Consider the following 22,363-nt stretch of genomic DNA (forward strand, 5'->3'; position numbering starts at 1 on the left):
ACGGACCGTCACCCGCAGCCGGACCTTGGTTCCGACCTCGACCGGCTTGACCACCTTGGTGCCGATCCGCGCCACGACCTTGTCGACCGCCGCCTGGGTCGGCGTCGGTGTGGACGTCGGTGTCGGGGTCGCGGGAGCGGGGGTGGCCGAGGCCTGGTTGGCGTCGACGACAACCTCGTCGTCGTAGGGCGTGAGGGTGACCGGCCCGCGTAGGCCGTAGTTCTGCAAGTCAGTGCCGTGCGCGGCGTTGTTCAGGTTGGATGCCACGACGATCTCGACTGTGTTGGGCCCGGGACGCAGCGCCCGACCGAGGTCGGCGGTCGTGTCCTGGAGGTCGAGGGGCACGTGTCGCCCGTTCACCAGGATCCGAGCTGCACCATGGACCTCCCCCAGGCCGAGGTAGGCGCCGTCCCAGCCGCTGGCCGGCACATCGACGGTGGTGACGTATCGGCCGATGCCCGAGGTCATGTCCAGGGAGCCGTCACCGCGGAGCGTGTTCCACCACGGGAGGAGGCCGTCCTCGGCCGCCGTCACATCGAATCTGCCCACGTTGACCTTTGCGATCGCTGCGGCGTCTCCGGGTGCTGACGGGTCAGGCTTCCATGACTCGAGTGCAAGGTTCCAGGAGTCGATGGAGCGTTTGGCGGATGCGGGCGCCAGCTCGACGGTCCGCGTGGCGCCACTCGCCAGCACGACGGTGACCGGACCGGTGTCCTTCGAGCGGACCGCGACGGCTCCGTCCTCGCTGACAACGACGTCGGCGCCGTTGCTGTCGACGACGTGGTCATCTGGCACCTGCTGGCCGAGTCCGTCCGCGGTCAGGGCCACGACTGCGACGGACTGGGCGGGTACGGTCGTGCTGAGGGTGATGCCCTTCGCCGTGTCGACATACTTCCCGATAGGCGTGATGCTCCCGTTCCACGGGTCGAGCGTGACGGGAACCCCGCTGCCGGTGAGCGTCCATTCGTCGGTGACGGCTTCGTCGCCGTCGTTGTAGATGAAGTAGTACGTCGCGTCGCCGCTGTGGCGTCGAACCGTCAGTGTCGGGCTTGAGCTTGCCTTGCTGGCAGCCGGCACGACGCCGAGGCGGGCCAGGGCGGCTGGCGCCGCTGCCTCGTCGGCGACTCGAGCCACGCGGGCGCTGGCGTCGTCTGCAAGGTCGACCAGCGCCTGTGTCGCACGCTGGACGGTGCGGTCCTTCGAACCGGAGGGGTCGTGACCGGGCGAACGGGCGGGCAGCCGGCCCACCAGGAGCACCGGAGCCCCGCGGCGAGCGAGCTCGACGATCTTGCGCATGGCCTGAGGGGACGCCGCGACCTGGTCGTTGAGCACCAGGGCCCGGTAGGCGGAGTGGTCGGGGAACCACGCGTCGCCGTCCCAGAGGCGCCGAGCGTCGGACTCCAGGTACGTCGGGCTCAGGAACTCGGTGGTGTAGCCGCTTCGCGCCAGCGGCCCGTTGGAGGTGATGCTCGGCGCCTCGGGCCCCAGGTAGGTGCCGCGACCGAAGACCTGGTTGTAGACGGCGAGGTCGTATCGCGGCGCACCTTGCCGCAGCACGAGGCTGAGCCGGCCGATTGCGTCGTTCATGTCGCGAACCGAGCCCGACCCCCACGCTGGCATGCGGGGACCCCAGGCCTCCGAGAAGGCGGCGCCCCCGGACTCCGGGCTCCATGCGTGGTAGCCGGGCCACTTCGCCGCTTGGGCGTCCGCGTAGTCGAAGCCGTGCCAAATCTGTTGGTTCACGCCTCCCGCGAAGCCCTGGAAGACCTGCGTGAGCGGCGACCCAACGCCGGCGAGCTCCGCTCGGTAGGGCTTCCCGCTGCGCGCACAGCACTCGTTGGAGACGATGTCGGCACCGGACATGTGGGCTCCGGAGGCGACGATCGAATAGGTGTTGATGTCGTCGTCGAAGCCCAGCGCCTCACCCTCGGGCACCGAGACCAGCGAGGAGGCGGCCGAGGTGTCGATGGGGAAGCTGCCGTAGAGCTGGAAGCGTCCGCCAAGCCCCTGCTGTCGCGCCCAAGCCTCGATGGGCGCCACGAAACGCTGGGTGAACAGGTCGCTCCACGTCTGCCGGTAGTCGGCGCGCACGCGGTCGACGTCGACGCCTTCGAAGGCGAACAGCTGCCCGGCATCGGACCCGGGCTTGGCCTGCTGGTCGGTGCCGGCGAGAGCGGGCAGCAGCAGGGTGAGGTCGTATCCGCGTCGGTCCTCCCACTCGTCGAGGAAGTCACCGGTCCACTTCGGGGTGAACTCCATCTCGAGGGAGTCCTCGAACAGCGTCTGCAGTCCCGCGCTGTTCTCGGCGATCGCTGCCCGAACCGCGGGCGTCATCACGGCCGCGTCCCAGTAGTCGATGAACGCGCGCGCCCCGCGAGTCGAGAGGTGGTCGACCGCGTAGTCGATGCCGACGAACGAGAACGGGCCACCGAACGGCGCGTCGTTCACCATCTGGTGGGCATAGACGACCCACGTGCCGTCGTCGCGCCAGGATCGGTCGTCGACCGTCCCATCAGCCGCGTCCGCGGTGAGGTCCACCACCGAGTCGGGGTCCAGCAGCCGGGGGCGCTCGGCGCACTCGACCGCGCACCGGTAGGCCAGCACAGCGACTGTCGTCTTGCGTGCGTTGGCTGCGACGCGCTCGGTGAGCGCGTGAGGGCGAGCCAGCGGCTCCTCGAGGATGAGGCCGGTGCCGGAGGGGGCGTCGGTGATCACGTCGCTCTTCGCGGCGTGCGCGTTTGCCACTGGCGTGATGCTGAAGCCGGTGCCGATGCCCTGCACGGTGGCGAAGGGCGCCTGCGCTCGGGCGGCGGGTGCGGCGAAGCGGATGCGGTTGGGGTTCCCGCCCACGCCCACCTCGGCGATGGTGACGGTCTCTGCCGTGGCGCCCGAGCCGATCACGGCTCGGTCGCCCGCCGCGAGCCCGTAGGTGAAGGTGAGGTCGACCTGGTCGTCTCCAGGGGAGATGGCACCCGTGGTGTTCTGGGTGAAGGCCAACGGCGCGCGCTCGACGCTCTTGACCTCGACGGTCTCCGCACCGGACCCGGAGCCGATGACGATGCGCTGGCCGATGTTGAACTGCGTCAAGTACTGGTTGTAGTCCGCGGCTTTGCCCGAGGACTGCGCGCTGACGAAGAGCCTGTCGTCACCCGGCTGCAAGGCAGTGAGCGACACGCCGCATCCCCACGACCCGTCGCCGACCTCGGCGACCGTCGCGATCTCTGCAAGCGCCCCGGCTCCGACGGTGACACGGTCGCCGGGACTGAACGCTCCGGTCGCCGCGGGCAGGACCTGCGTGTCGCCGGCTTCGGCCGCTGCGCACAGGGAGGTGGACGTGGACACCTCCGGGGTTGCCGGCACGCGTCCGTCGTAGGTTGCAGCCGGCGCAAGCATGGTGAACCCGGTGACGTAGCGCTTGCTGCTCGCGGGCGCGTTCAGACCCCCACGCGTCGGCACGCTGATGGCGTCGGAGCCCCGGCCGGACATGGTGGCGTCGATGAGGAAGTCGAGGTCCGCCGCGTCCTCATAGATGTGGCGCTGCCTGTCCAGCCAGAGGTCCGTGCCCCATCCCGTGGCGGCCAAGCCTTGACCAGTCTGATTTCCTGCACCCGGATTGGGGAACGAGGCGATCTCTGCGCCACCTGCGCCGGCGGCCTTCATCTGTCGCATCTCCGCTGACAGCTCCTGCTCAGAGGTCGCCGCCGCGGGAAGCCACCAGCGGTACTTCGGACGCGCCTCCGCGGGCGGGTCGCTGAAGAGAGCCGGGGTGAGTGCGGGCGTCTCGCTGCTGTCGAGGCCGGGTGTCGCGCCCGGCGTGGGTGCCGTCGAAGTTGCCGGGGACGGCGCAATGGTCGCGCTTGCGGCGACAGCCACGGTCAGCGCCATGACGACGTTGCGCGAGCAGGAGCGAGGGTTCATTGGGGCACGACCGATCCGGTTCGATGTTGAAAGGTTTCATCTGACGCCTGTCAGAAGTATGGACTCTGCATGTGACGAGCGCAACAGTGGCCCTCCGGTTCGAGACGCAGGCACGGGAGGCGGAGCAGTGGGCCTGCCACAATGTCGGCGTGCCTGGTGGATACCGGTTGCCTCACCAAGGGAGTGCCAAGGGCGACGATCGACGAGCTCGGTTGCTTGCCGCACTCGAGAACGTGCTGCGCGAGAACGGTGGGGATCTGGATCGTGTCCAGGTCTCGGACGTGGCGAGCCGCGCAGGCGTCTCGCGCTCGGCGTTCTACTTCTACTTCGACGACAAGGCGGAGGCCGCCGCAGACGCCTTCGACTGGTACGTCACGATCCGACCCGTGACAGCCGTGACCGAGGTGACGGACCCGCGAGCACGGATTGAAACGATGATCGCCAATCTCCTGGCGGACTGGCGCCCACACCAGCACCTGTTCAGGGCCGTGCTTCAGGCACGCCACACCTCGAAGGTCGTCCGGGACCGAACCGAAGCGGCGAGAGCGAGTTACACAGCCGTCGTCGCAGACTGGATCCGTCAGGAGCAGCACCGGGCGACAGGCAGCGCTGGTCCGGATGCGGAAGCGCTGGCTGTAGCGCTGAACGACATGAGCGAGCGAATGCTCGAACGGATGACCCTCGATCAGGCCAGTGACGCAACGGCCCTCGCGGCTGCCGTGACCGAGGTCTGGGTGCGGACGATCTACACGGCCTCATCTATCGGTTGAAGGGCTCCGCTGCTGCGCAGCACCTGCCAGCTCAGGTGCGGATGCACGACCTCCCTTCTACGCCTCCGGGCTGATGGCCTCCCGCTGTGACTGGGACGTCGGCCCGTCCTGTGCCGCTCTCAGCACGCGGCACCAACGACAGACGTCCATCGGTTGTGCCGGTATGTGGCTGACCACCGAAGCGTCGAGTACGCCGCGGCGCAGTTGTTCGACGAGTGCGCCTCGTTCCGGTGGGGCATCGTCAGGGCAGACAGGGCCTACGCGCTGGTGGATCTCTTCTGACCTGCCCAACAGTGAGCCGTCAGACGTTGAAGCGGAACTCCACCACGTCGCCGTCGGCCATGACGTAGTCCTTGCCCTCCATGCGGACCTTGCCGAGCTCGCGCGCCTTGAGCATGGACCCGGCGGCCATCAGGTCGTCGAAGGAGACGATCTCGGCCTTGATGAAGCCCTTCTGGAAGTCGGTGTGGATGACTCCGGCGGCCTCGGGGGCGGTGGCGCCCTTCCTGATCGTCCAGGCCCGGGTCTCCTTGGGGCCCGCCGTCAGGTAGGTCTGGAGGCCGAGGGTGTCGAACCCGACGCGGGCGAGCTGGTCGAGGCCGGGCTCGTCGATGCCCATCTCGGCGAGCATCTCGCGGGCCTCGTCCTCGTCGCCGAGCTCGACGAGCTCGGCCTCGAACTTGGCGTCGAGGAAGATCGCCTCGGCCGGCGCGACGATCTCACGCATCCGGGCCTTGAGGTCCTCGTCGGCGAGCTCGTCGGCGTCGCAGTTGAAGACGAAGATGAACGGCTTGGCCGTCAGCAGGGACAGCTCTCGCAGCAGCGAGACGTCGACGCCCGAGTCGATGACCCGGGTGCCGGACTCCAGCACCGACAGGGCCTCCTTGGCGGCGTCGACGGTGGCGGCGAGCGACTTGTTCCCGCGCGCCTCCTTCTCCAGCCGCGGAATCGCCTTCTCGACCGTCTGCAGGTCGGCGAGGATCAGCTCGGTGGAGATCGTCGAGATGTCGGACGCCGGGTCGACCTTCCCGTCGACGTGGGTGACGTCCTCGTCGCGGAAGACGCGGGTCACCTGGCAGATCGCGGCCGACTCACGGATGTGGGAGAGGAACTTGTTGCCCAGTCCCTCGCCCTGCGACGCCCCGGCGACGATGCCCGCGATGTCGACGAACTCGACCGTGGCCGGCAGCACCTTCGCCGAGGAGAACAGCTCGGCGAGCCGGGGCAGCCGCTCGTCCGGGACGCCGACGACACCGACGTTGGGCTCGATCGTGGCGAACGGGTAGTTCGCCGCGAGGACGTCGTTCTTGGTCAGGGCGTTGAAGAGGGTCGACTTGCCCGCGTTGGGGAGTCCGACGATGCCGATGGTGAGAGCCACGGGCGGGAAGTCTACGGCGGTGCGCACCACCGGCACGAAACGCGAGCCGGGCACGGCAGAGGGCCCGGCCGAGCGGCCGGGCCCTCCCTCCTGCGGGACGTCTGAGTGCCGTCAGGAGCCGTAGACCGATCGCACCCCCGCGCGGTCGGTCGCGGTCATGGCGAGGTTGCTCGACGAGCCGTTGCACTGGGGGTAGTGCATGATCGACGCCGAGTCGTACGGCGTCAGCGCGCGCCAGTTGTTGTCCTCGAAGCAGGTGCCCGCCTCCGGCCGGGTGTGCTCGTGACGGAAGCCGAGCGCGTGGCCCAGCTCGTGGGCCATGATGTTGCTCGGGGTCCACGAGCCGCTGTTCATCAGCGACGTCGCGTTGACCAGCACGTTGCGCTGGTAGTCGGGGCTGCTGGGGAAGAACGCCCTCGCGATGTACTGGGTGGTGGTGGTCGGCTCCACCGAGAACACCACCGCGTTGTTGGAGGTGCGGCAGTTGCTGTCGGCCGAGGGCACGTAGATGAAGTTCACCCCGCTGGACGCGGCCTCCCACTGGGCGGCACCGCTGGCCATGGCGTTGACGATGTTCGCCTTCTGCGTGCCGAAGTTGTTGCTGACGCAGTAGGTCAGGTTGCGGGCCGCGGTGGCCGACCACTTGTCGTCACGGCTGTAGACGCGGTTGATGATGAGCTCGCTGGACGGGCCGTCGCCGGCGTGGTGGTCGGCGAGCATCTCGTCGTAGTAGTCCTGGAGCTGCTTGGTGCCGGCGACCGTCTCGTCGCCGTTGACGACGTACTGGCGGGCGACGTCACGGAAGGTGGAGGCCTGGAACTCCCCGAAGGTGGGGACCCGCTCCGTGGCCGGCACCGCGGTGGCGGCGGGGCTCAGGGAGAGGGCGAGTGCGGCTGCAGCGAAGGTCGCGGTGGCGGCCTTGGCGATCCTGTTCGACATGCGCAATGTCCTTGCTGGGGTGGTGGACGGAAGTCGTGCATGCACACCACACCCGGTCCGGACCGGTGCTGGAAAGGACCGCGGAGCCTCAGGTCCGTGCAGTGCACGAAGTTGCAGAAGTCCGTCCGCAGACCGGACGCGTGCCGGTGCCGCGTGGCGCCCGGCCGGAGACCCACCTGCAAGACTCGCTCGCATGAGTGACGAGGGGGGTACGCCGGTGCTGCGCGCGCCGGCCCACCGGGTCTCGCCGCGCGCGGTCCCGTACTGGACGGTGACGGCACTCGTCGGCGACGCCGTCCTGGTGGGCGCGGCCGTCGTCGCGTGGCTGGTGGTGCCGGGGGTCCCGGACTGGGCGGGGCTCCTCGTCCTGCTGGTCGGGCTGGCCGCCGTGGCGCACGTCGCGCTGATGCCGCGGATCCGGTTCCGGGTGCACCGCTGGGAGGTCACCGACACGGCGGTGCACACGCGGGAGGGCTGGATCGGGCGCCAGTCCCGGATCGCGCCGATCAGCCGCGTGCAGACCGTCGACTCCCGGCAGGGCGCCGTGATGCGCCTGTTCGGGCTGGCGTCGATCACGGTCACCACCGCGTCCGCGGCGGGCCCCATCACCGTCGACTGCCTCGACGACGAGACCGCGCGGCGGGTCGTGGCACGGCTGACCGCCATCACCGCGGCCACCGAGGACGACGCGACGTGATCCCGGCCCCCGGCGACGGCTGGACCCGGCTCAGCCCGCGCAAGCTGCTGCTCGACCCGGTGAAGGCCGTCGGTCAGGCGATCATCCCGGTGGTGGTCGCGCTGGTCGGCATCAGTCGCAGCGACACGAGGTTCTGGCCGCTGGTGCTGCCGCTCGTCGTGCTCGGTCCCCTGCTCCTCGGTGCGCTCCCCTGGCTCACCACCCACTACCGCCTGACCGCCACCCAGATCCAGGTGCGCAGCGGCCTGCTCACCAAGAGGACCTCGACCGCGCCCCTCGACCGGGTCCGCAGCGTCGACCTCGAGGCCTCGCTCCTCCACCGGCTCCTCGGGCTGCAGAAGGTGCAGGTCGGCACCGGCGTCGACGACGACCGCATCACCCTCGACGCGCTGGCGGTCGCGGACGCCCACGCGCTGCGCACGACCCTGCTGCGCCGTCGCGAGGCGCCGCCGGCCGCGCTGCCGGAGGGCGCCGGCGTCGCGGAAGAGGTGTCGGTGCCCGCCCCGCCACCGCCTCCCGCGCCTCCCCTGGCGCGGATCGACTGGTCCTGGCTGCGGTTCGCCCCGTTCAGCCTCGGCCGCCTGGTGCTGCTCGCCGGCGCCGTCGGCGTCTTCTCGCAGGTCGCCGACGAGCTGCCGATCTGGAACGAGGAGACGGCGACCAGCGCCTGGGAGTGGGTCACCCAGTTCGCGATCGCGGCCGTCGTGGTGGTGCTGGCCGTCGGCGGCCTGGCGCTGTGGGTCGCGGTCTCGGTGGCCGGCTACGTCCTCCAGTGGTGGGGGTTCCGCCTCGTCCGCGAGCACGGGGCCCTGCACCTGACGTCCGGCCTGGTCACGACACGGTCGATCACGGTGGAGGAGGCCAAGGTCCGGGGCGTCGCGATGACCGAGCCCGTGCTGATGCGCCTCGTCGGCGGCGCCGAGCTCGCCACCCTCGCCACCGGCGTCGAGGCCGGCGTGACGCAGGTGCTGCCGCCGTGCCCGCGGGACGTCGCGGTCGGCGTCGGCGAGTCGGTGCTGGAGGTGGCCGGCCCGCTCACGGGACCCCTCGTCGAGCACGGCCCCAGGGCCCGTCGACGGTCGTGGTTCCGCCAGCTCCGCAACGCCCTCGACGTCGTCGCGCTGCTCGCCGTGGCGTGGTGGTTCCTCGACCTCTCCTGGTGGTGGCTCGGCGCGGTCGCGGCCGCCCTGCTGGTGCTGGGGGCAGCGGTGGGCGAGGCGTCGTACCGCCACCTCGGCCACGCCCTCGGCGAGCAGCACCTGGTCGCCGGCAGCGGCACCCTCGCGCGCATCCGCACGGTCCTCGAGACCGACGGCATCATCGGGTGGGTCCTGGCACAGTCGTGGTGGCAGCGCCGGATCGGGCTCGCCGACCTCACCGCGACGACTGCGGCGGGCACCGAGCGCGTGGTCGTGCGCGACGTACGACTCGACGTGGCCGTGGCGTTGGCCGACCGCGCGACGCCGGGGTTGCTGGCACCGTTCCTCGAGCGGGCCCGGACATGACGAGCGCCCCTCCGCTCGGGACGGAGGGGCGCTCGCGCTCGGATCGACGCTACCTCGTCAGAGGGCTCAGGCGCCGTAGAGGGCGACAGCGCCCTGGCGGTCGGTCGCGGTCATGCTGAGGTTGTTCGAGGTGCCGTTGCACTGCGGGTAGTGCATGATCGAGGACGAGTCGTAGGGCGTCAGCGGGCGCCAGTTGTTGTCCTCGAAGCAGGTGCCGGCCTCCGGCCGGGTGTGCTCGTGGCGGAACCCCAGGGTGTGGCCGAGCTCGTGCCCGATGATGTTCGTGGGGGTCCAGGAGCCGGAGGTCCAGATCGAGTCGTCGATCAGCACGTTGCGCGAGCGCTTCGGCGAGCTCGGGAAGAACGCGCGGGCGATGTACTGCGAGGTCTGCACCGGCTCGACGGAGAACAGCACGTTGTTGTTGCGCGTGGTGCAGCTGGCGTCCTGCGAGGGGACGTGCACGAAGTTGATCCGCGAGGACGCCGCCTCCCATAGGCCGGCGCCGCCGTTCATCGCCGCGACGATGTCGGCGTGGCGGGAGCCGAACTTGGTGCTCACGCAGTAGGTCAGGTTGCCCACCTGCGAGGCCGACCACTTGTCGTCGACGCCGCCGACGGTGTTGACGACGAGGCCGTTCTCCATGGCCTCCTCGGCCCCGTGGACCATCCGGTCGTAGTAGGCGCGGAGGTCGCCGGCGTTCGAGATCGGCTCGTCGCCGTTGACGATGTACTGCTTGTCCTGGTCCTTGTAGGTGGAGGCGTGGAACTCCGTGAACGTCGGGATCTCCGAGTCCGTGGCGGCCAGTGCCGGTGGGGCGAGGGCCGCGCCGAGGAGTGCCGTTGCGCCGAGGGCGATCGCCCCGAGTCGACTGCGCTGCATGCTGGTTCTTCTCTCGTGAAGGGGGACTGGACACACGTCGTCCCGGAGAGCCCAGCATCAGCAGCACGAGTTCCCGAGACAGGTGCGTGCCGACGAACCTCCCCCGCGGACCCGCGTCCTGTAAAGCCCTCCTTAGGGTGGAGTCGTGCGCATCGCGACCTGGAACGTCAACTCCCTCCGCTCCCGCATCGACCGCGTCGAGGCCTTCGTGCAGCGCCACGACATCGACGTCCTCGCCCTCCAGGAGACCAAGGCGCGCGAGGACCAGCTGCCGCTGATGGGACTGCAGGCGCTCGGCTACGACGTCGCCGTCGCGGGCCTCAACCAGTGGAACGGCGTGGCGCTGGTGTCACGGGTCGGGCTCGACGACGTCGAGGTCGGCTTCGCCGGCATGCCGTCGTACGGCGAGCCGGCCGCGGCGGAGTCCCGGGCGATCGGCGCCACCTGCGGCGGGGTGCGGATCTGGTCGCTCTACGTGCCCAACGGGCGCAAGCCCGACGACCCGCACTACCTCTACAAGCTCGACTGGCTGGCCCGGCTGCGCGCCACCGCGAGCGGCTGGCTCGACGAGCAGACCGCCCTGGTCGGCGACTGGAACATCTGCCCCACCGACGACGACGTGTTCGACCCGAAGCAGTTCGTGAGGTCCACCCACGTCACGCCGCGCGAGCGGGCGGCCTTCCAGGGCTTCCTCGACGACGGGTACGCCGAGGTGACCCGCCCGCACGCACCGGGCTACACCTACTGGGACTACTACCGCCAGCGGTTCGAGCGCGACCGTGGCCTGAAGATCGACTTCGTGCTGGCGTCGCCGGCCCTGGCCTCGCGGGTCACCGGCGCGTTCGTCGACCGCGACGAGCGCGACCCGGCCCAGGGCACCGGCGCGCCGTCGGACCACGCGCCGGTGGTCGTCGACCTGGCGTGACGACCGCTCACATCACCCCGGCCGGCGGCGCCGCCGAGGCCTGCGGCGTGCGGCGGATGGCGTACGACAGCAGCGCGGCGACCGCGCACAGCCCGGCCGCGGCGTAGAAGGCGGGGTCGTAGCCGCCGGTGACGTCGCGGACGACCCCGGCCCCGGTGGCGGCCAGCGCGGCGCCGACCTGGTGGCTGGCGAACACCCAGCCGAAGACGATGGGGCCGGTGGCCGCCCCGAACCGGTCCCGGCACAGGGCGACGGTCGGCGGCACCGTCGCCACCCAGTCGAGGCCGTAGACGACGATGAAGACCCACATGCTCGGCTCGACGTGCGGCGACATCAGCGCCGGCAGCGTCAGCAGTCCCACGCCGCGCAGGGCGTAGTAGCCGACCAGCAGCAGCCTCGGGTCGTACTTGTCGGTCAGCCAGCCGGACGCGACGGTCCCGACCACGTCGAAGACGCCGACGACGGCGAGCAGGCCGGCGGCCGTGGTGGCGGGCATGCCGTGGTCGTGCGCGGCGGGGACGAAGTGGGTGGCGATGAGGCCGTTGGTGGTCATGCCGCAGATCGCGAAGCCGCCGGCGAGCAGCCAGAACGTCCGGCTGCGGGCCGCGTCGCGCAGCACAGCGAGCGCCCGGCCGGCGCTCGAGCCGACCTGCTGGTGCGGCGGCGGGCCCGGGTCGGCGTCGGTGGCGCCGAAGGCCCGGAGCCCCATGTCGGCCGGGTGGTTGCGCAGGAGCAGCAGGACGAGGGGCACGACCGCCAGCGCCGCCGCGGCCGCGAGCACCGCGGCGGTGCGCCAGCCGTGGTGCGTGGCGAGCCAGGCCACGATCGGCAGGAAGACCAGCTGCCCGGTGGCGTTGCCGGCGGTGAGGATGCCGCTGACCAGCCCCCGGCGGGCGACGAACCAGCGGCTGGTGATGGTGGCGACGAACGCCATCGACATGGAGCCGGTGCCGATGCCGACGAGCAGCCCCCAGCACACGACCAGCTGCCAGGGCTCGGACATGAAGACGGTCAGGCCGCTGCCCACGGCGACCATCACCAGCGCGAACGTCACCACCGGGCGGACCCCGAAGCGGTCCATCAGGGCGGCGGCGAACGGCGAGATCAGGCCGAAGAGCATGAGGTTGAGCGAGACCGCCGAGCCGATCAGGCCGTGCGACCAGCCGAACTCCTCGTGCAACGGCTCGATGAGCACGCCCGGCACGGACCGGAAGGCGGCCGCCCCCACCAGGGTGACGAAGGCGACCGCCGCGACGACCCACGCCCAGTGCAGCCGGGCGGCCCCGGCAGAGGGGTCGGGGGTCGCCGCGGGTGGGGTCGGTGAGGGCGGGGTCGACGTCGTCACGAACTGGATTGTGGCCCCGGTCGCCGGACGCCGACGAGTGGCACGAACGCCAACATGTGCAAGGATCCGGCCATGGCACCGTCCCCCACCCCCCACCGCGTCGTCGTGCTGGCGATCCCGCCGGTGATCGGCTACGACCTCACCATCCCGCCGCAGGTGCTCGGGGAGGCGTGCGACCCGGACGGGCACCCCCTCTACGACGTCCAGGTGGTGTCCGTCGACGACGCGCCGGTGGCCACGAGCAAGGGGTACGCCATCGCCCCCTCCGCCGGCGTCGGCGCCCTGGCGAGCGCGCAAACCGTGGTGGTCCCGGGCACGCAGGTCGCCGGACCGCGCCGCGACGGCTCGCTGCCCGACGACCTGCGCGCCGCGCTCGCGACGGTGCCCGCCGACGCGCGCTGGGTGTCGATCTGCACCGGCGCCTTCGTGCTGGCCGCGGCGGGCATCCTCGACGGCCACCGCGCCACGACCCACTGGAAGTACGCCGCCGACTTCCGCCGCCTCCACCCCGACGTCGCGCTGCACGAGGACGTCCTGTTCACCGACGACGGCCGGGTGCTGACGTCCGCCGGGCTCAGCGCCGGCATCGACCTGTGCCTGCACCTCGTGCGCACCGACCACGGCACCGCGGTGGCCAACGCCGTCGCCCGGCACATGGTGGTGCCGCCGTGGCGCGACGGCGGGCAGGCACAGTTCATCGAGCGTCACGTGCCCGACCGTGCCGACGAGGCGACCGGCGACGTGCGCGCCTGGGCGCAGGCCCACCTCGACGAGCGGCTCGACGTCGCCGCGCTGGCGCACCGGGCGTCGATGAGCGTGCGCACCTTCACCCGCCGGTTCCGCGAGGAGACCGGCCAGTCGCCGGGTGCCTGGGTCACCCAGATGCGGGTCCGCCACGCCCAGCACCTGCTGGAGGCGACCGACCTGCCCGTGGAGGAGGTCGCCGCGCGCGCGGGGATGGGGACCGCCGCGTCGCTGCGCCAGCACCTCCGGGCGTCCGTCGGCGTCTCGCCGTCGGCGTACCGGCGCACGTTCCGGGGCACGTCCGCCGAGCTCGTCGACGCCTGACGTCCCACCGGTTGTCGGTGCTCCGGCGCATGCTGGGGCCATGGACACCTTGCCCCTCCTGCTCACCCTGGCGACCGTGCTGGCCGTCGGGCTGGCGCTCGGCGCGCTCATCGGCGTGCTGTGGTCGCGCGGGCGAGCCGCCGACGACCCGGCGATCGCCGCGCTCCAGCAGCGGGTCGCCGACCACGCGGTCGTGCAGGACGGCCTGGACCGCCTGCACGACCAGCTCAGCGACCTGGCGCACGACCGGGTCGCCTGGCAGGCCCAGCTCGCCCAGCAGGTCGCCGACATGCGGCGCTCCACGGAGACGCTGCGACGCGAGACGACCACGCTGGCGACCGCCCTGCGCAAGCCGCAGGTGCGCGGCCAGTGGGGCGAGCTGCACCTGCGGCGGACCGTCGAGCTCGCCGGGCTCGTGGACCACTGCGACTTCGCCGAACAGGTGCGGGTCGACGACGGCCGCCTGCGCCCCGACCTCGTGGTGTCGCTGGTCGGCGGGCGCACGATCGCGGTCGACGCCAAGGCCCCGCTGGCCGCCTTCCTCGACCTGACCGGCACCGACGACCCCGCCGAGCACGAGCAGGCGCTGGCCCGGCTCGGCGAGCACGTGCGCAAGCACGTCGCCGACCTCGGCTCCCGCCGCTACTGGGAGGCGCTGGCCGGGACGCCGGAGTTCGTGGTGCTCTTCCTCCCCGGCGAGGCGATCCTGCAGGCGGCCCTGCAGGCGGTGCCCGACCTCGTCGAGCAGGCCGCCGCGCGCAACGTCGTCCTCGCGACGCCGTCCACCCTCATCGCCCTGCTGCGCACGGTGGCCCAGGGGTGGCAGCACGAGGTGCTCAACGAGCAGGCCCAGGCGGTGCAGCGGCTCGGCCAGGAGCTGCACGCGCGGCTCGCCTCGATGGCCGGCCACCTCGACCGCGTGGGCCGCTCGCTCAACGCCAGCGTCGTGGCCTACAACCAGGCGATGGGCTCGCTCGAGGGTCGCGTGCTGGTGTCGGCGCGGCGCTTCACCGAGCTCGGGGTGACCACCGAGCACCTCGAGGCGCCGCGCCAGGTCGAGACGGTTCCCCGCTCGGCAGCCGCACCCGAGCTGGCCCTGCTCGGCGACGTCCCGGGCGCCTCGGGCGACCCGGCGCTCGACGCCCTGCTCGAGGAGCAGTCCCCGTCACCCCCGGCGCGCCGCGCCGAGGGCGCGTGAGGGCGGTCCTAGGTTGGGTGCCGTGACACGGGCCGACGGGTTCTGGCGGGCGGGGCACGAGCCGGGCCGACAGGTCGCCGCGCTCGGCGTCGCGGTCACGCTCACCGCCGTGAGCATCGACGTCCTCCTCGTCGGCAGGCTCACGCTGTTCTTCGACCTCTGCTTCATGGTGCTGTGCCTGGGCCTGGCGGCACGGGTGCGGCGGCGCGACTTCTACCTGGTGGCGTTGCTGCCGCCCGTGCTGATGACGGCGGTCTTCGGCTTCGTCGCGATCGTCGCCCGCGACGCCGTCGCCGATCCGGCCGACAGCCTGCTGCAGGCCCTGGTCTCCGGCGTCGCCACCCACGGCGTGGCCCTCTTCATCGGCTACGCGCTCTGCCTGGGCTGGCTCGCGTGGCGACTGCACCGCGAGGGCGAGGCGGGTGTCGCCGCCGAGCTCGAGCGCGAGCTCGGTCAGCCCGCCCGCTGACCCGGCCGCTCAGTCCTCGAAGCGGGAGACGTCGCCGGCCCCGCGGCGTACGACCACGGGCTCGGCGTCGGACCAGTCGATCACCGACGTGGGCTCGGCGGTCACCTCGCCCGACTCGACGACCACGTCGACGACGTGGTCGAGGTCCTCCTTGATCTCCCAGCCGTTGGTCCGCGCCTCGGTCTCGCCGGGCAGGATCAGCGTGCTGGTGAGGATCGGCTCGCCGAGCTGCTCGAGCAGGGCGCACACGAGCGCGTGGTCGGGGATGCGCACGCCGACGGTGCGCTTCTTCGGGTGCATCAGCCGCTTCGGCACCTCACCGGTGGCCGGAAGGATGAAGGTGTAGGGGCCCGGTGTCGCCGCCTTGATCGCCCGGAACGCCGAGTTGTCGACGTGGACGAACTGCCCGAGCTGGGCGAAGTCCTTGCACATCAGCGTGAAGTGGTGGCGGTCGTCGAGCTCGCGGATCCGCAGGATCCGGTCGCGGCCGTCCCGGTTGCCCAGCTGCGAGCCCAGGGCGTACCCCGAGTCGGTGGGGTAGGCGAGGAGCGCGTCGTCGCGCAGCGCCTCGACGACCTGGGTGACGAGCCGCGGCTGCGGGTTGTCGGGGTGGATGTCGACGTAGCGCGCCACGACCGTCAGGCCCTCTGTGCCGCGCGGAGGTCGCGCCGCAGCTCGGGCGGCAGCGCGAAGATTAGGGACTCCTCGGCGGAGTGGACGGCACGGGCGTCGGGGAAGCCGCGCTCGGAGAGCCATGCCAGCACGCCCTCGACGAGGTCCTCGGGCACCGAGGCACCGGAGGTGACCGAGATGGTCTCGACGCCCTCCAGCCACGCCTCCTCGATCTCGGTGTGGTCGTCGACGAGGTACGACGCCTTCGCCCCGGACTCCAGCGCCACCTCGACCAGCCGCACGGAGTTCGAGGAGTTGCGCGAGCCCACCACGATGACGAGGTCGGCGGCGGCGGAGATCTCCTTGATCGCGAGCTGGCGGTTCTGGGTGGCGTAGCAGATGTCGTCGCTCGGCGGGTCGATCAGCAACGGGAACCGCTCGCGGATCGCGGCGACGGTCTCCAGGGTCTCGTCGACGCTCAGCGTGGTCTGCGACAGCCAGGCGACCCGCGCCGGGTCGCGCACGACGATGCGCTCGACGTCGGCGGGGCCCTCGACCAGCTGGATGTGGTCGGGCGCCTCGCCCGAGGTGCCCTCGACCTCCTCGTGCCCGGCGTGGCCGATCAGGAGGATGTCGTAGTCGTCGGCCGCGAAGCGCTTGGCCTCGTGGTGGACCTTGGTGACCAGCGGGCAGGTCGCGTCGATGGTCTTGAGGCCGCGCTGGGCCGCCTGCGCGTGCACCGCCGGGGAGACGCCGTGCGCGGAGAACACCACCGTCTGGCCCTCGGGGACCTCGTCGAGCTCCTCGACGAACACCGCACCGCGGGCCTCGAGGTTGGCCACCACGTGCTTGTTGTGCACGATCTGCTTGCGGACGTAGACCGGCGAGCCATAGAGCTCGAGCGCCTTCTCGACGGTGATGACGGCCCGGTCCACGCCGGCGCAGTAGCCGCGGGGGGCCGCCAGCAGGACGTTCTTGGCGGTCTCGGGGTCGAGCACCGGGGGCAGGCCGAGGTCTGTCATGGGCTCCAGTCTACGGGCCGGGCCCGGCCTCCCGGGGCGGCTGTGTCGCTCCTCTCCCCTATCCTCGCGGCGTGCCCTCACTCCGCGACGCCACGGCCGAGTCGCCGGCTCCGGTGCGGGCCGTCGCCAACGCCGTGGCGCAGTGGATCGACAAGCTCGGCGGCGTCTGGGTCGAGGGCCAGATCGCCCAGGTCAACCGCCGTCCGGGGGTCAACACGGTCTTCATGACCCTGCGCGACACCGTCGCCGACATCTCCGTCACCCTGACCTGTGCGCGCTCGCTCGTCGACTCGATGAACCCGCCCCTCGTCGAGGGCGCGAGCGTCGTGGTGCACGCCCGCCCCAGCTTCTACGCCAACCGCGGCTCCTTCTCGCTCGCCGCCCGCGAGATCCGCATGATCGGCCTCGGCGAGCTGCTCGCCCGCCTCGAGCGCCGGCGCCAGCTGCTCGCCGCCGAGGGGCTGTTCGCCCCCGAGCTCAAGCGCGACCTGCCGTTCCTGCCCGGCCGCGTCGGACTGGTGACCGCGCCCAACAGCGCCGCGGAGCGCGACGTGCTCGACAACGCGCGTCGCCGCTGGCCGGCGGTGCAGTTCGAGGTGGCCTACGCCGCCATGCAGGGCACGCGCTCGGCCGCCGAGGTGATCGAGGCGCTCGACCGGCTCGAGCGCAACGCCGACGTCGACGTCGTCGTGGTCGCGCGCGGCGGTGGCTCCATCGAGGACCTGCTGCCCTTCTCCGACGAGGCGCTGGTCCGGGCGGTGCACCGGATGCGCACGCCCGTGGTGTCCGCGATCGGCCACGAGCCCGACCAGCCGCTGCTCGACCTCGTCGCCGACGTCCGTGCCTCCACCCCCACCGACGCCGCCAAGCTCGTGGTGCCCGACATGGCCGAGGAGCTCAACGGCGTGACGTGGGCTCGCGACCGGCTCCGCCAGGTGATCACCCAGCGGATCGCCCGGGAGCAGGAGTGGCTGGCCCAGGTCCGCTCGCGACCGGCGATGGCCGACCCGCGCAACCTGCTCGCCGTCCGGTCCGACGAGGTGGGCGACCTGCTCGCCCGCGCGCGGCGTACGCTCGCCCACCGCCTCGACCGCGCCGCCGACGACATCGGCCACCAGCGCGCCCGCGCGCAGGCGCTCTCGCCGCTCGCCACCCTGCGCCGCGGCTACGCCGTGCTCCAGGACGCCGACGGCCACGTCGTGACGTCGGTCGCCCAGGCCTCGCCCGGCGCGCCGGTCTCGGTGCGCGTCGCCGACGGCCGGATCCACGCGACCACCGACCGCACCGAAGCAGCCACCCCCCTCGGGGTCGGCACCGACGAGGAGGACCCCGATGAGTGACGCCCCCAGCTACGAAGAGGCTCGCGAGGAGCTCATCGAGGTCGTCCGCACCCTCGAGGCCGGCGGCACGACCCTCGAGGAGTCGCTCACCCTCTGGGAGCGCGGCGAGGCGCTGGCGAAGCTGTGCCAGGAGTGGCTCGACGGCGCGCGCAAGCGGCTCGACGAGGCGATGGGTGCCGAGTCCGAGGACTGACCTCGACGCCGACCGCCCGGCCCCCCGTACGAACCCCCGAGCGGTGAGTGAGGCAACTTTCCCGCGCCCAGAACCTGCCCCACGCACCGCCACCGACCGTACGGACCCCCGAGCGGTGAGTGGCGCAGCTTTCCCGCGCCCAGAACCTGCCCCACGCACCGCCACCGACGCGCGGACCCCCGAGCGGTGGGTGAGGCAGCTTTTGGGCGCCCAGAACCTGCCCCACGCACCGCCACCCGACCGCCCGGCCCCCGAGCGGTGAGTGAGGCAGTTGTCCCGCCCCCAGAACCTGCCCCACGCACCGCCACCCGACCGCCCGGCCCCCCCGAGCGGTGAGTGACGCAGCTTTCCCGGGCCCAGGACATGCCCCACGCACCGCCACCGCCACCCGACCGCGCGGACCCGAGCGGTGGGTGAGGCAGCTTTCCCGCGCCCAAAACCTGCCCCACGCACCGCCACCGACAGCGCGCACCCCCGAGCGGTGAGTGACGCAGCTTTCCCGCGCCCAGAACCTGCCCCACGCACCGCCACCCGACCGCCCGGCCCCCCGAGCGACGAGCGCCGCGTCAGCGGGTGAGCAGCCCGAGGTACGCCTCGATCTCCTCGGCGGTGGCCGAGCCGTAGACCAGCAGCGCCTCGTCGCCGAGCTCGGTGGAGTAGCCGGTGTCGCCGCCGTCGTCGGTCCACGTCTGCCAGGTCCGCGCGACCTCGGAGTCGACGCTGACCTCATCGCCGCCTTCCGCCTCCTCGTCGACGTACAGCTCGACCAGGTCGGCGACGGAGCTGTCCTGCTGGCGGATCCCGATGAAGTCGCCGTCGTCGGTCAGCACGCCCAGGCCCCACCGCGGGTCGGCGCCGGCGCGCAGCTCGACGCTCGAGGCCTCCCACCCGTCGGGGAGCTGGCGGGGATGTGCGACGGAGAGGTCGGCGTCCTGGGCGAGCCGCACGCTCTCCTGCCAGTCCACCGGCTGGGTCGGCTCCTCGGCCTCGCCGCGGAACAGCGAGCGCCACAGCGCGAACGCCAGGACGAAGACCACGGTCACCACGAGGGCGCCCGTCATGCCGCCGAACGAGCGGTTGTAACGACTGGGCTGCGCACTCACGCCCCCATTCTCCCAGCCTGCCCGGAGGCGCCCGGCCGGCGGGTCGCCGGTGCCGCACCTGCGGCGTCCACGGCGACAACGAGACGCACCTGCGGCATACTCCTCGCGTGACTACCTACCGGATCGCGGAGGCGGCGGAGATCCTCGCCGTCAGCGACGACACCGTACGCCGCTGGGTGGAGGCAGGACGCATCCCCTCGCAGCGCACCGATGGCCGCACCACCGTCCTGGGCGCGGACCTCGCGCACCTCGCGGAGCACCTCGCCGAGTCGGGCGAGGTCGCCGAGCGCGACCGCACGCGCGCCGGCACCGTCAGCGCCCGCAACCGCATGAGCGGGATCGTCACGCGGGTCAAGCGCGACCACGTGATGGCGCAGGTCGAGATGATCTGCGGTCCCTACCGCGTGGTGTCGCTGATGAGCAGCGACGCCGCCGACGAGCTCGGTCTCGAGCCCGGCGTACGCGCCATCGCCAGCGTGAAGTCCACCAACGTGGTCGTCGAGGTCCCCCGGTGAGGCGGCTCCTGGCGATCGTCCTCCTCGTCCCCCTCGCGGCCTGCGGCGGCGAGGGTGGCGCCGGCGCTCACGGGGAGCTCACCGTCCTCGCCGCGGCGTCCCTGACCGACGTCTTCGAGGAGCTCGCGACGCCCTTCGAGAGCGAGCACGGCGTCGACGTCCGGTTCTCCTTCGGCTCGAGCACCGACCTCGCCGAGCAGGTCGCCGACGGCGCCCCGGGCGACGTGCTGGCCACCGCCGACGAGGCGTCGATGAGCCTCGCCGAGGATGCCGGCGCCGCCCGAGAGGCTGTGACGTTCGCGACCAACGTGCTCACCATCGTCGTGCCGGAGGGCAACCCGGCCGGGATCGCGTCGCTCGCCGACCTGGCCGACGCCACCTGGGTGCGCTGTGCCGACGAGGCGCCGTGCGGCAAGGTCGCGCAGGCGGTGCTGGAGGCGGAGGGCGTCACCGCGGAACCGGTCAGCCTCGAGGAGGACGTGCGCGCCACCCTCGACAAGGTGCTCTCCGGGGAGGCCGACGCCGGGCTCGTGTACGCCACCGACGCCGTCGCCGCGGCCGACGACGTCGACGCCGTCGAGATCCCGGGCGCCGACGAGGTGCCGACCTCGTACCTCGCCGCGACGCTGGAGCAGTCCGAGCACCCCGAGCTGGCCGCGGACTGGCTCGCGTGGGTGACCTCGGAGGAGGGCCGGACGATCCTCCACGACGCCGGCTTCGGCACCCCGTGAGGGACCGCCTGGGCCGCCCGCCCGCGCTGCTCGTGCTGCCGGCGGTCCTCGCCACGCTGCTGCTGCTCGTCCCGCTGGTGGCGATGGTCGCCAGCACCAGCTGGCAGGACCTCCCCGGCCACCTCACCTCGCGCACGGCCCTCGACGCGCTGCGCATCTCCCTGGTCACCTCGACGGTCGCGATCGCCGCCTGCCTGCTGCTCGGGCTGCCGCTCGCCTGGCTGCTGGCCCGGGTCGACTTCCGCGGCCGCGGAGCCTTACGCGCGCTCGTCACGGTGCCGCTGGTCCTGCCCCCCGTCGTCGCGGGCGTCGCGCTCCGCAGCGCCTTCGGGCGGACGGGGCTCGTCGGCGAGCCACTCCTGGCGTGGACCGGCTTCGCCTTCCCCTTCACCACCTGGGGCGTCGTGCTGGCCCACGTGTTCGTGTCGATGCCGTTCGTCGTCATCGCGATCGAGGGGGCCCTGCGCTCGGCGGACCCGAGGTACGACGCGGCTGCCGCGACGCTGGGCGCGACCCGCTGGACGACGTTCCGGCGGGTCACGGTCCCGCTCGCGCTGCCCGGCGTGGTCGCCGGAACGGTCCTGGGGTGGGCCCGCTCGCTGGGCGAGTTCGGCGCCACCATCACCTTCAACGGCAACTACCCCGGCACCACGCAGACGATGCCGACCCTCATCTACGTCACCCGTCAGTCCGACCAGGACGCCGCGCTGTCGCTGAGCCTGCTGATGCTGCTCGTCTCGATCGGCGTCCTGATCGCGCTGCGCGACCACTGGCTGGGGACCCCGTGAGGGCCGGGCGGCTGGTGGCCGACCTCCAGGTCGCGGGCCGGGTGGAGGCCGGCTTCACCGCCGAGCCGGGCGAGGTGCTCGCCGTCATCGGCCCCAACGGCGCGGGCAAGAGCTCCCTGCTCCACGCGATCGCCGGTCTCGTGGACGCCACCGGCCGGGCGCGCCTCGGCGACACCGACCTGCTCGCCCTGCCCGTCCGCGAGCGCCGGGTGGGGCTGGTCTTCCAGGGTCAGCTGCTCTTCCCGCACCTCACCGCCCTCGACAACGTCGCGTTCGGCCTCCGCGCCCGCGGCGCGAGCCGGGCCGAGTCCGAGGCGGTCGCCCGCGACTGGCTCGAGCGCTTCGGGATCGCCGACCTCGCCGGCCGGCGTCCCCGCGAGCTCTCGGGCGGCCAGGCCCAGCGGGTCGCGATCGCGCGGGCGCTGGCGACCGGACCCGACGTCCTGCTGCTCGACGAGCCCTTCACCGGGCTCGACGTCTCGGTGCAGATGGCGCTGCGGATGGAGCTCGGCCGGCACCTGCGCGACTTCCCGGGGGTGGCTCTGCTGGTGACTCACGACGCGATCGACGCGCTGACCCTGGCCGACCGGGTGCTCGTCCTCGACGGCGGCCGGGTCGCCCAGGTGGGTCCGCCGGCGGAGGTCGCCGCGGAGCCCCGCACGTCCCACGTCGCCAGGCTCGTCGGCCTCAACCTCGTCGCGGACGGCGACACGCTCCTCGCCTTCCCGCCCGACGCGGTGGTGGTCTCCCTGCAGGAGCCCGAGGGCTCCACCCGGCTGCGGTGGCGGGGCCCCATCGCGACCCTCGCCCCGCACGGCGACGCCGTACGCCTGATGGTGCACGCGTCGCCCGACCTGCTCGCCGACCTGACCCCCGCGGCCGCCACCGAGCTCGGGCTCGTCCCGGGCCGCGAGGTGTGGCTGTCGACCAAGGCGACCGCGGTGAGCAGGTACCCGGCGCGCCGATAG

General features: G+C 72.3%; 21 protein-coding genes. 13 read left to right on the forward strand and 8 right to left on the reverse strand.

All coding sequences use genetic code 11. The annotated features are described in order from the left end of the window. Positions 1-3,885, reverse strand: a 3,885-nt coding sequence (locus J3P38_RS04095; protein WP_210502746.1) for a glycosyl hydrolase, incomplete at its 3' end; no start/stop codon positions are given. Positions 3,886-4,004: 119 nt separating this feature from the next. Between J3P38_RS04095 and J3P38_RS04100 the strand changes: the two genes are divergently transcribed. Beyond that, positions 4,005-4,688 carry a TetR/AcrR family transcriptional regulator gene (locus J3P38_RS04100; RefSeq protein ID WP_210502747.1) on the forward strand — a complete coding sequence of 228 codons (684 nt, stop codon included), beginning with the start codon at positions 4,005-4,007 and terminating at the stop codon, positions 4,686-4,688. Between the two features lie 301 nt (positions 4,689-4,989). On the opposite strand, the gene ychF is transcribed toward J3P38_RS04100, so the two are convergent. Both ychF and J3P38_RS04110 read right to left on the reverse strand, forming a co-directional pair. Continuing rightward, positions 4,990-6,066 (reverse strand): redox-regulated ATPase YchF, encoded by a 1,077-nt coding sequence (gene ychF, locus J3P38_RS04105; protein WP_210502748.1) that lies wholly within the window; start codon positions 6,064-6,066, stop codon positions 4,990-4,992. Between the two features lie 111 nt (positions 6,067-6,177). After that, complete coding sequence (locus J3P38_RS04110) at positions 6,178-7,005, reverse strand: M57 family metalloprotease (RefSeq protein WP_210438586.1); 828 nt, start codon at positions 7,003-7,005, stop codon at positions 6,178-6,180. A gap of 193 nt (positions 7,006-7,198) precedes the next feature. Between J3P38_RS04110 and J3P38_RS04115 the strand changes: the two genes are divergently transcribed. Continuing rightward, entirely contained in the window at positions 7,199-7,702 is a 504-nt protein-coding gene (locus J3P38_RS04115; protein WP_210502749.1) for a PH domain-containing protein, read from the forward strand. Continuing rightward, on the forward strand, positions 7,699-9,207 hold the full coding sequence (locus J3P38_RS04120; RefSeq protein WP_210502750.1) for a PH domain-containing protein: 1,509 nt from the start codon (positions 7,699-7,701) through the stop codon (positions 9,205-9,207). Before J3P38_RS04115 ends, J3P38_RS04120 begins: the two co-directional genes overlap by 4 nt. Before the next feature lie 66 nt (positions 9,208-9,273). Here the strand turns inward: J3P38_RS04120 and J3P38_RS04125 are convergent, their stop codons facing one another. Next, positions 9,274-10,086, reverse strand: a complete 813-nt coding sequence (locus tag J3P38_RS04125) for a M57 family metalloprotease (RefSeq protein ID WP_210502751.1) — start codon at positions 10,084-10,086, stop codon at positions 9,274-9,276. Positions 10,087-10,231: 145 nt separating this feature from the next. On the opposite strand from J3P38_RS04125, the gene J3P38_RS04130 reads away from it, so the two are divergent. Then, positions 10,232-11,011, forward strand: a complete 780-nt coding sequence (locus J3P38_RS04130; RefSeq protein WP_210502752.1) for an exodeoxyribonuclease III — start codon at positions 10,232-10,234, stop codon at positions 11,009-11,011. A gap of 7 nt (positions 11,012-11,018) precedes the next feature. On the opposite strand, the gene J3P38_RS04135 is transcribed toward J3P38_RS04130, so the two are convergent. Beyond that, positions 11,019-12,356 carry an MFS transporter gene (locus J3P38_RS04135; protein WP_210438591.1) on the reverse strand — a complete coding sequence of 446 codons (1,338 nt, stop codon included), beginning with the start codon at positions 12,354-12,356 and terminating at the stop codon, positions 11,019-11,021. Positions 12,357-12,428: 72 nt separating this feature from the next. On the opposite strand from J3P38_RS04135, the gene J3P38_RS04140 reads away from it, so the two are divergent. The 3 genes from J3P38_RS04140 to J3P38_RS04150 are packed head-to-tail and all read left to right on the forward strand — an operon-like array spanning position 12,429 to position 15,091. Further along, positions 12,429-13,424, forward strand: coding sequence for a GlxA family transcriptional regulator (locus J3P38_RS04140; protein ID WP_210438592.1), 996 nt, complete (start codon positions 12,429-12,431; stop codon positions 13,422-13,424). Positions 13,425-13,464: 40 nt separating this feature from the next. Continuing rightward, entirely contained in the window at positions 13,465-14,622 is a 1,158-nt protein-coding gene (locus tag J3P38_RS04145; protein ID WP_210438593.1) for a DNA recombination protein RmuC, read from the forward strand. Between the two features lie 22 nt (positions 14,623-14,644). Further along, positions 14,645-15,091, forward strand: a complete 447-nt coding sequence (locus tag J3P38_RS04150; RefSeq protein ID WP_210438594.1) for a DUF6542 domain-containing protein — start codon at positions 14,645-14,647, stop codon at positions 15,089-15,091. Positions 15,092-15,100: 9 nt separating this feature from the next. On the opposite strand, the gene J3P38_RS04155 is transcribed toward J3P38_RS04150, so the two are convergent. After that, complete coding sequence (locus J3P38_RS04155; RefSeq protein ID WP_210438595.1) at positions 15,101-15,724, reverse strand: L-threonylcarbamoyladenylate synthase; 624 nt, start codon at positions 15,722-15,724, stop codon at positions 15,101-15,103. Positions 15,725-15,729: 5 nt separating this feature from the next. Then, positions 15,730-16,725, reverse strand: coding sequence for a 4-hydroxy-3-methylbut-2-enyl diphosphate reductase (locus J3P38_RS04160; RefSeq protein WP_210438596.1), 996 nt, complete (start codon positions 16,723-16,725; stop codon positions 15,730-15,732). Positions 16,726-16,796: 71 nt separating this feature from the next. Between J3P38_RS04160 and xseA the strand changes: the two genes are divergently transcribed. Together xseA and J3P38_RS04170 are read left to right on the forward strand one after the other, a co-directional pair. Beyond that, positions 16,797-18,065 carry an exodeoxyribonuclease VII large subunit gene (gene xseA / locus J3P38_RS04165; protein ID WP_210438597.1) on the forward strand — a complete coding sequence of 423 codons (1,269 nt, stop codon included), beginning with the start codon at positions 16,797-16,799 and terminating at the stop codon, positions 18,063-18,065. Next, positions 18,058-18,258 (forward strand): exodeoxyribonuclease VII small subunit, encoded by a 201-nt coding sequence (locus tag J3P38_RS04170; RefSeq protein ID WP_210438598.1) that lies wholly within the window; start codon positions 18,058-18,060, stop codon positions 18,256-18,258. Before xseA ends, J3P38_RS04170 begins: the two co-directional genes overlap by 8 nt. Positions 18,259-18,824: 566 nt before the next feature. Here the strand turns inward: J3P38_RS04170 and J3P38_RS04175 are convergent. After that, a complete protein-coding gene (locus tag J3P38_RS04175; RefSeq protein WP_210438599.1) occupies positions 18,825-19,361 on the reverse strand; it encodes a DUF4245 domain-containing protein in 537 nt (178 codons plus the stop codon). 107 nt (positions 19,362-19,468) lie between these two features. On the opposite strand from J3P38_RS04175, the gene J3P38_RS04180 reads away from it, so the two are divergent. Genes J3P38_RS04180 through J3P38_RS04195 form a run of 4 tightly spaced genes read left to right on the forward strand, consistent with a single transcriptional unit; the run spans position 19,469 to position 22,363 of the window. Then, the gene (locus tag J3P38_RS04180; RefSeq protein ID WP_210438600.1) at positions 19,469-19,876 is read left to right on the forward strand and encodes a TOBE domain-containing protein; all 408 of its coding nucleotides are present in this window, start codon (positions 19,469-19,471) and stop codon (positions 19,874-19,876) included. Beyond that, positions 19,873-20,607, forward strand: a complete 735-nt coding sequence (gene modA, locus J3P38_RS04185; protein WP_210438601.1) for a molybdate ABC transporter substrate-binding protein — start codon at positions 19,873-19,875, stop codon at positions 20,605-20,607. The genes J3P38_RS04180 and modA overlap by 4 nt, the downstream gene beginning before the upstream one ends. Beyond that, on the forward strand, positions 20,604-21,395 hold the full coding sequence (locus J3P38_RS04190) for an ABC transporter permease (RefSeq protein WP_307807698.1): 792 nt from the start codon (positions 20,604-20,606) through the stop codon (positions 21,393-21,395). Before modA ends, J3P38_RS04190 begins: the two co-directional genes overlap by 4 nt. 14 nt (positions 21,396-21,409) lie before the next feature. Then, positions 21,410-22,363 carry a sulfate/molybdate ABC transporter ATP-binding protein gene (locus tag J3P38_RS04195; RefSeq protein WP_307807700.1) on the forward strand — a complete coding sequence of 318 codons (954 nt, stop codon included), beginning with the start codon at positions 21,410-21,412 and terminating at the stop codon, positions 22,361-22,363.

The organism is Nocardioides xinjiangensis, assembly GCF_017916455.1.
Classification (GTDB): Bacteria; Actinomycetota; Actinomycetes; order Propionibacteriales; family Nocardioidaceae; genus Nocardioides; species Nocardioides xinjiangensis.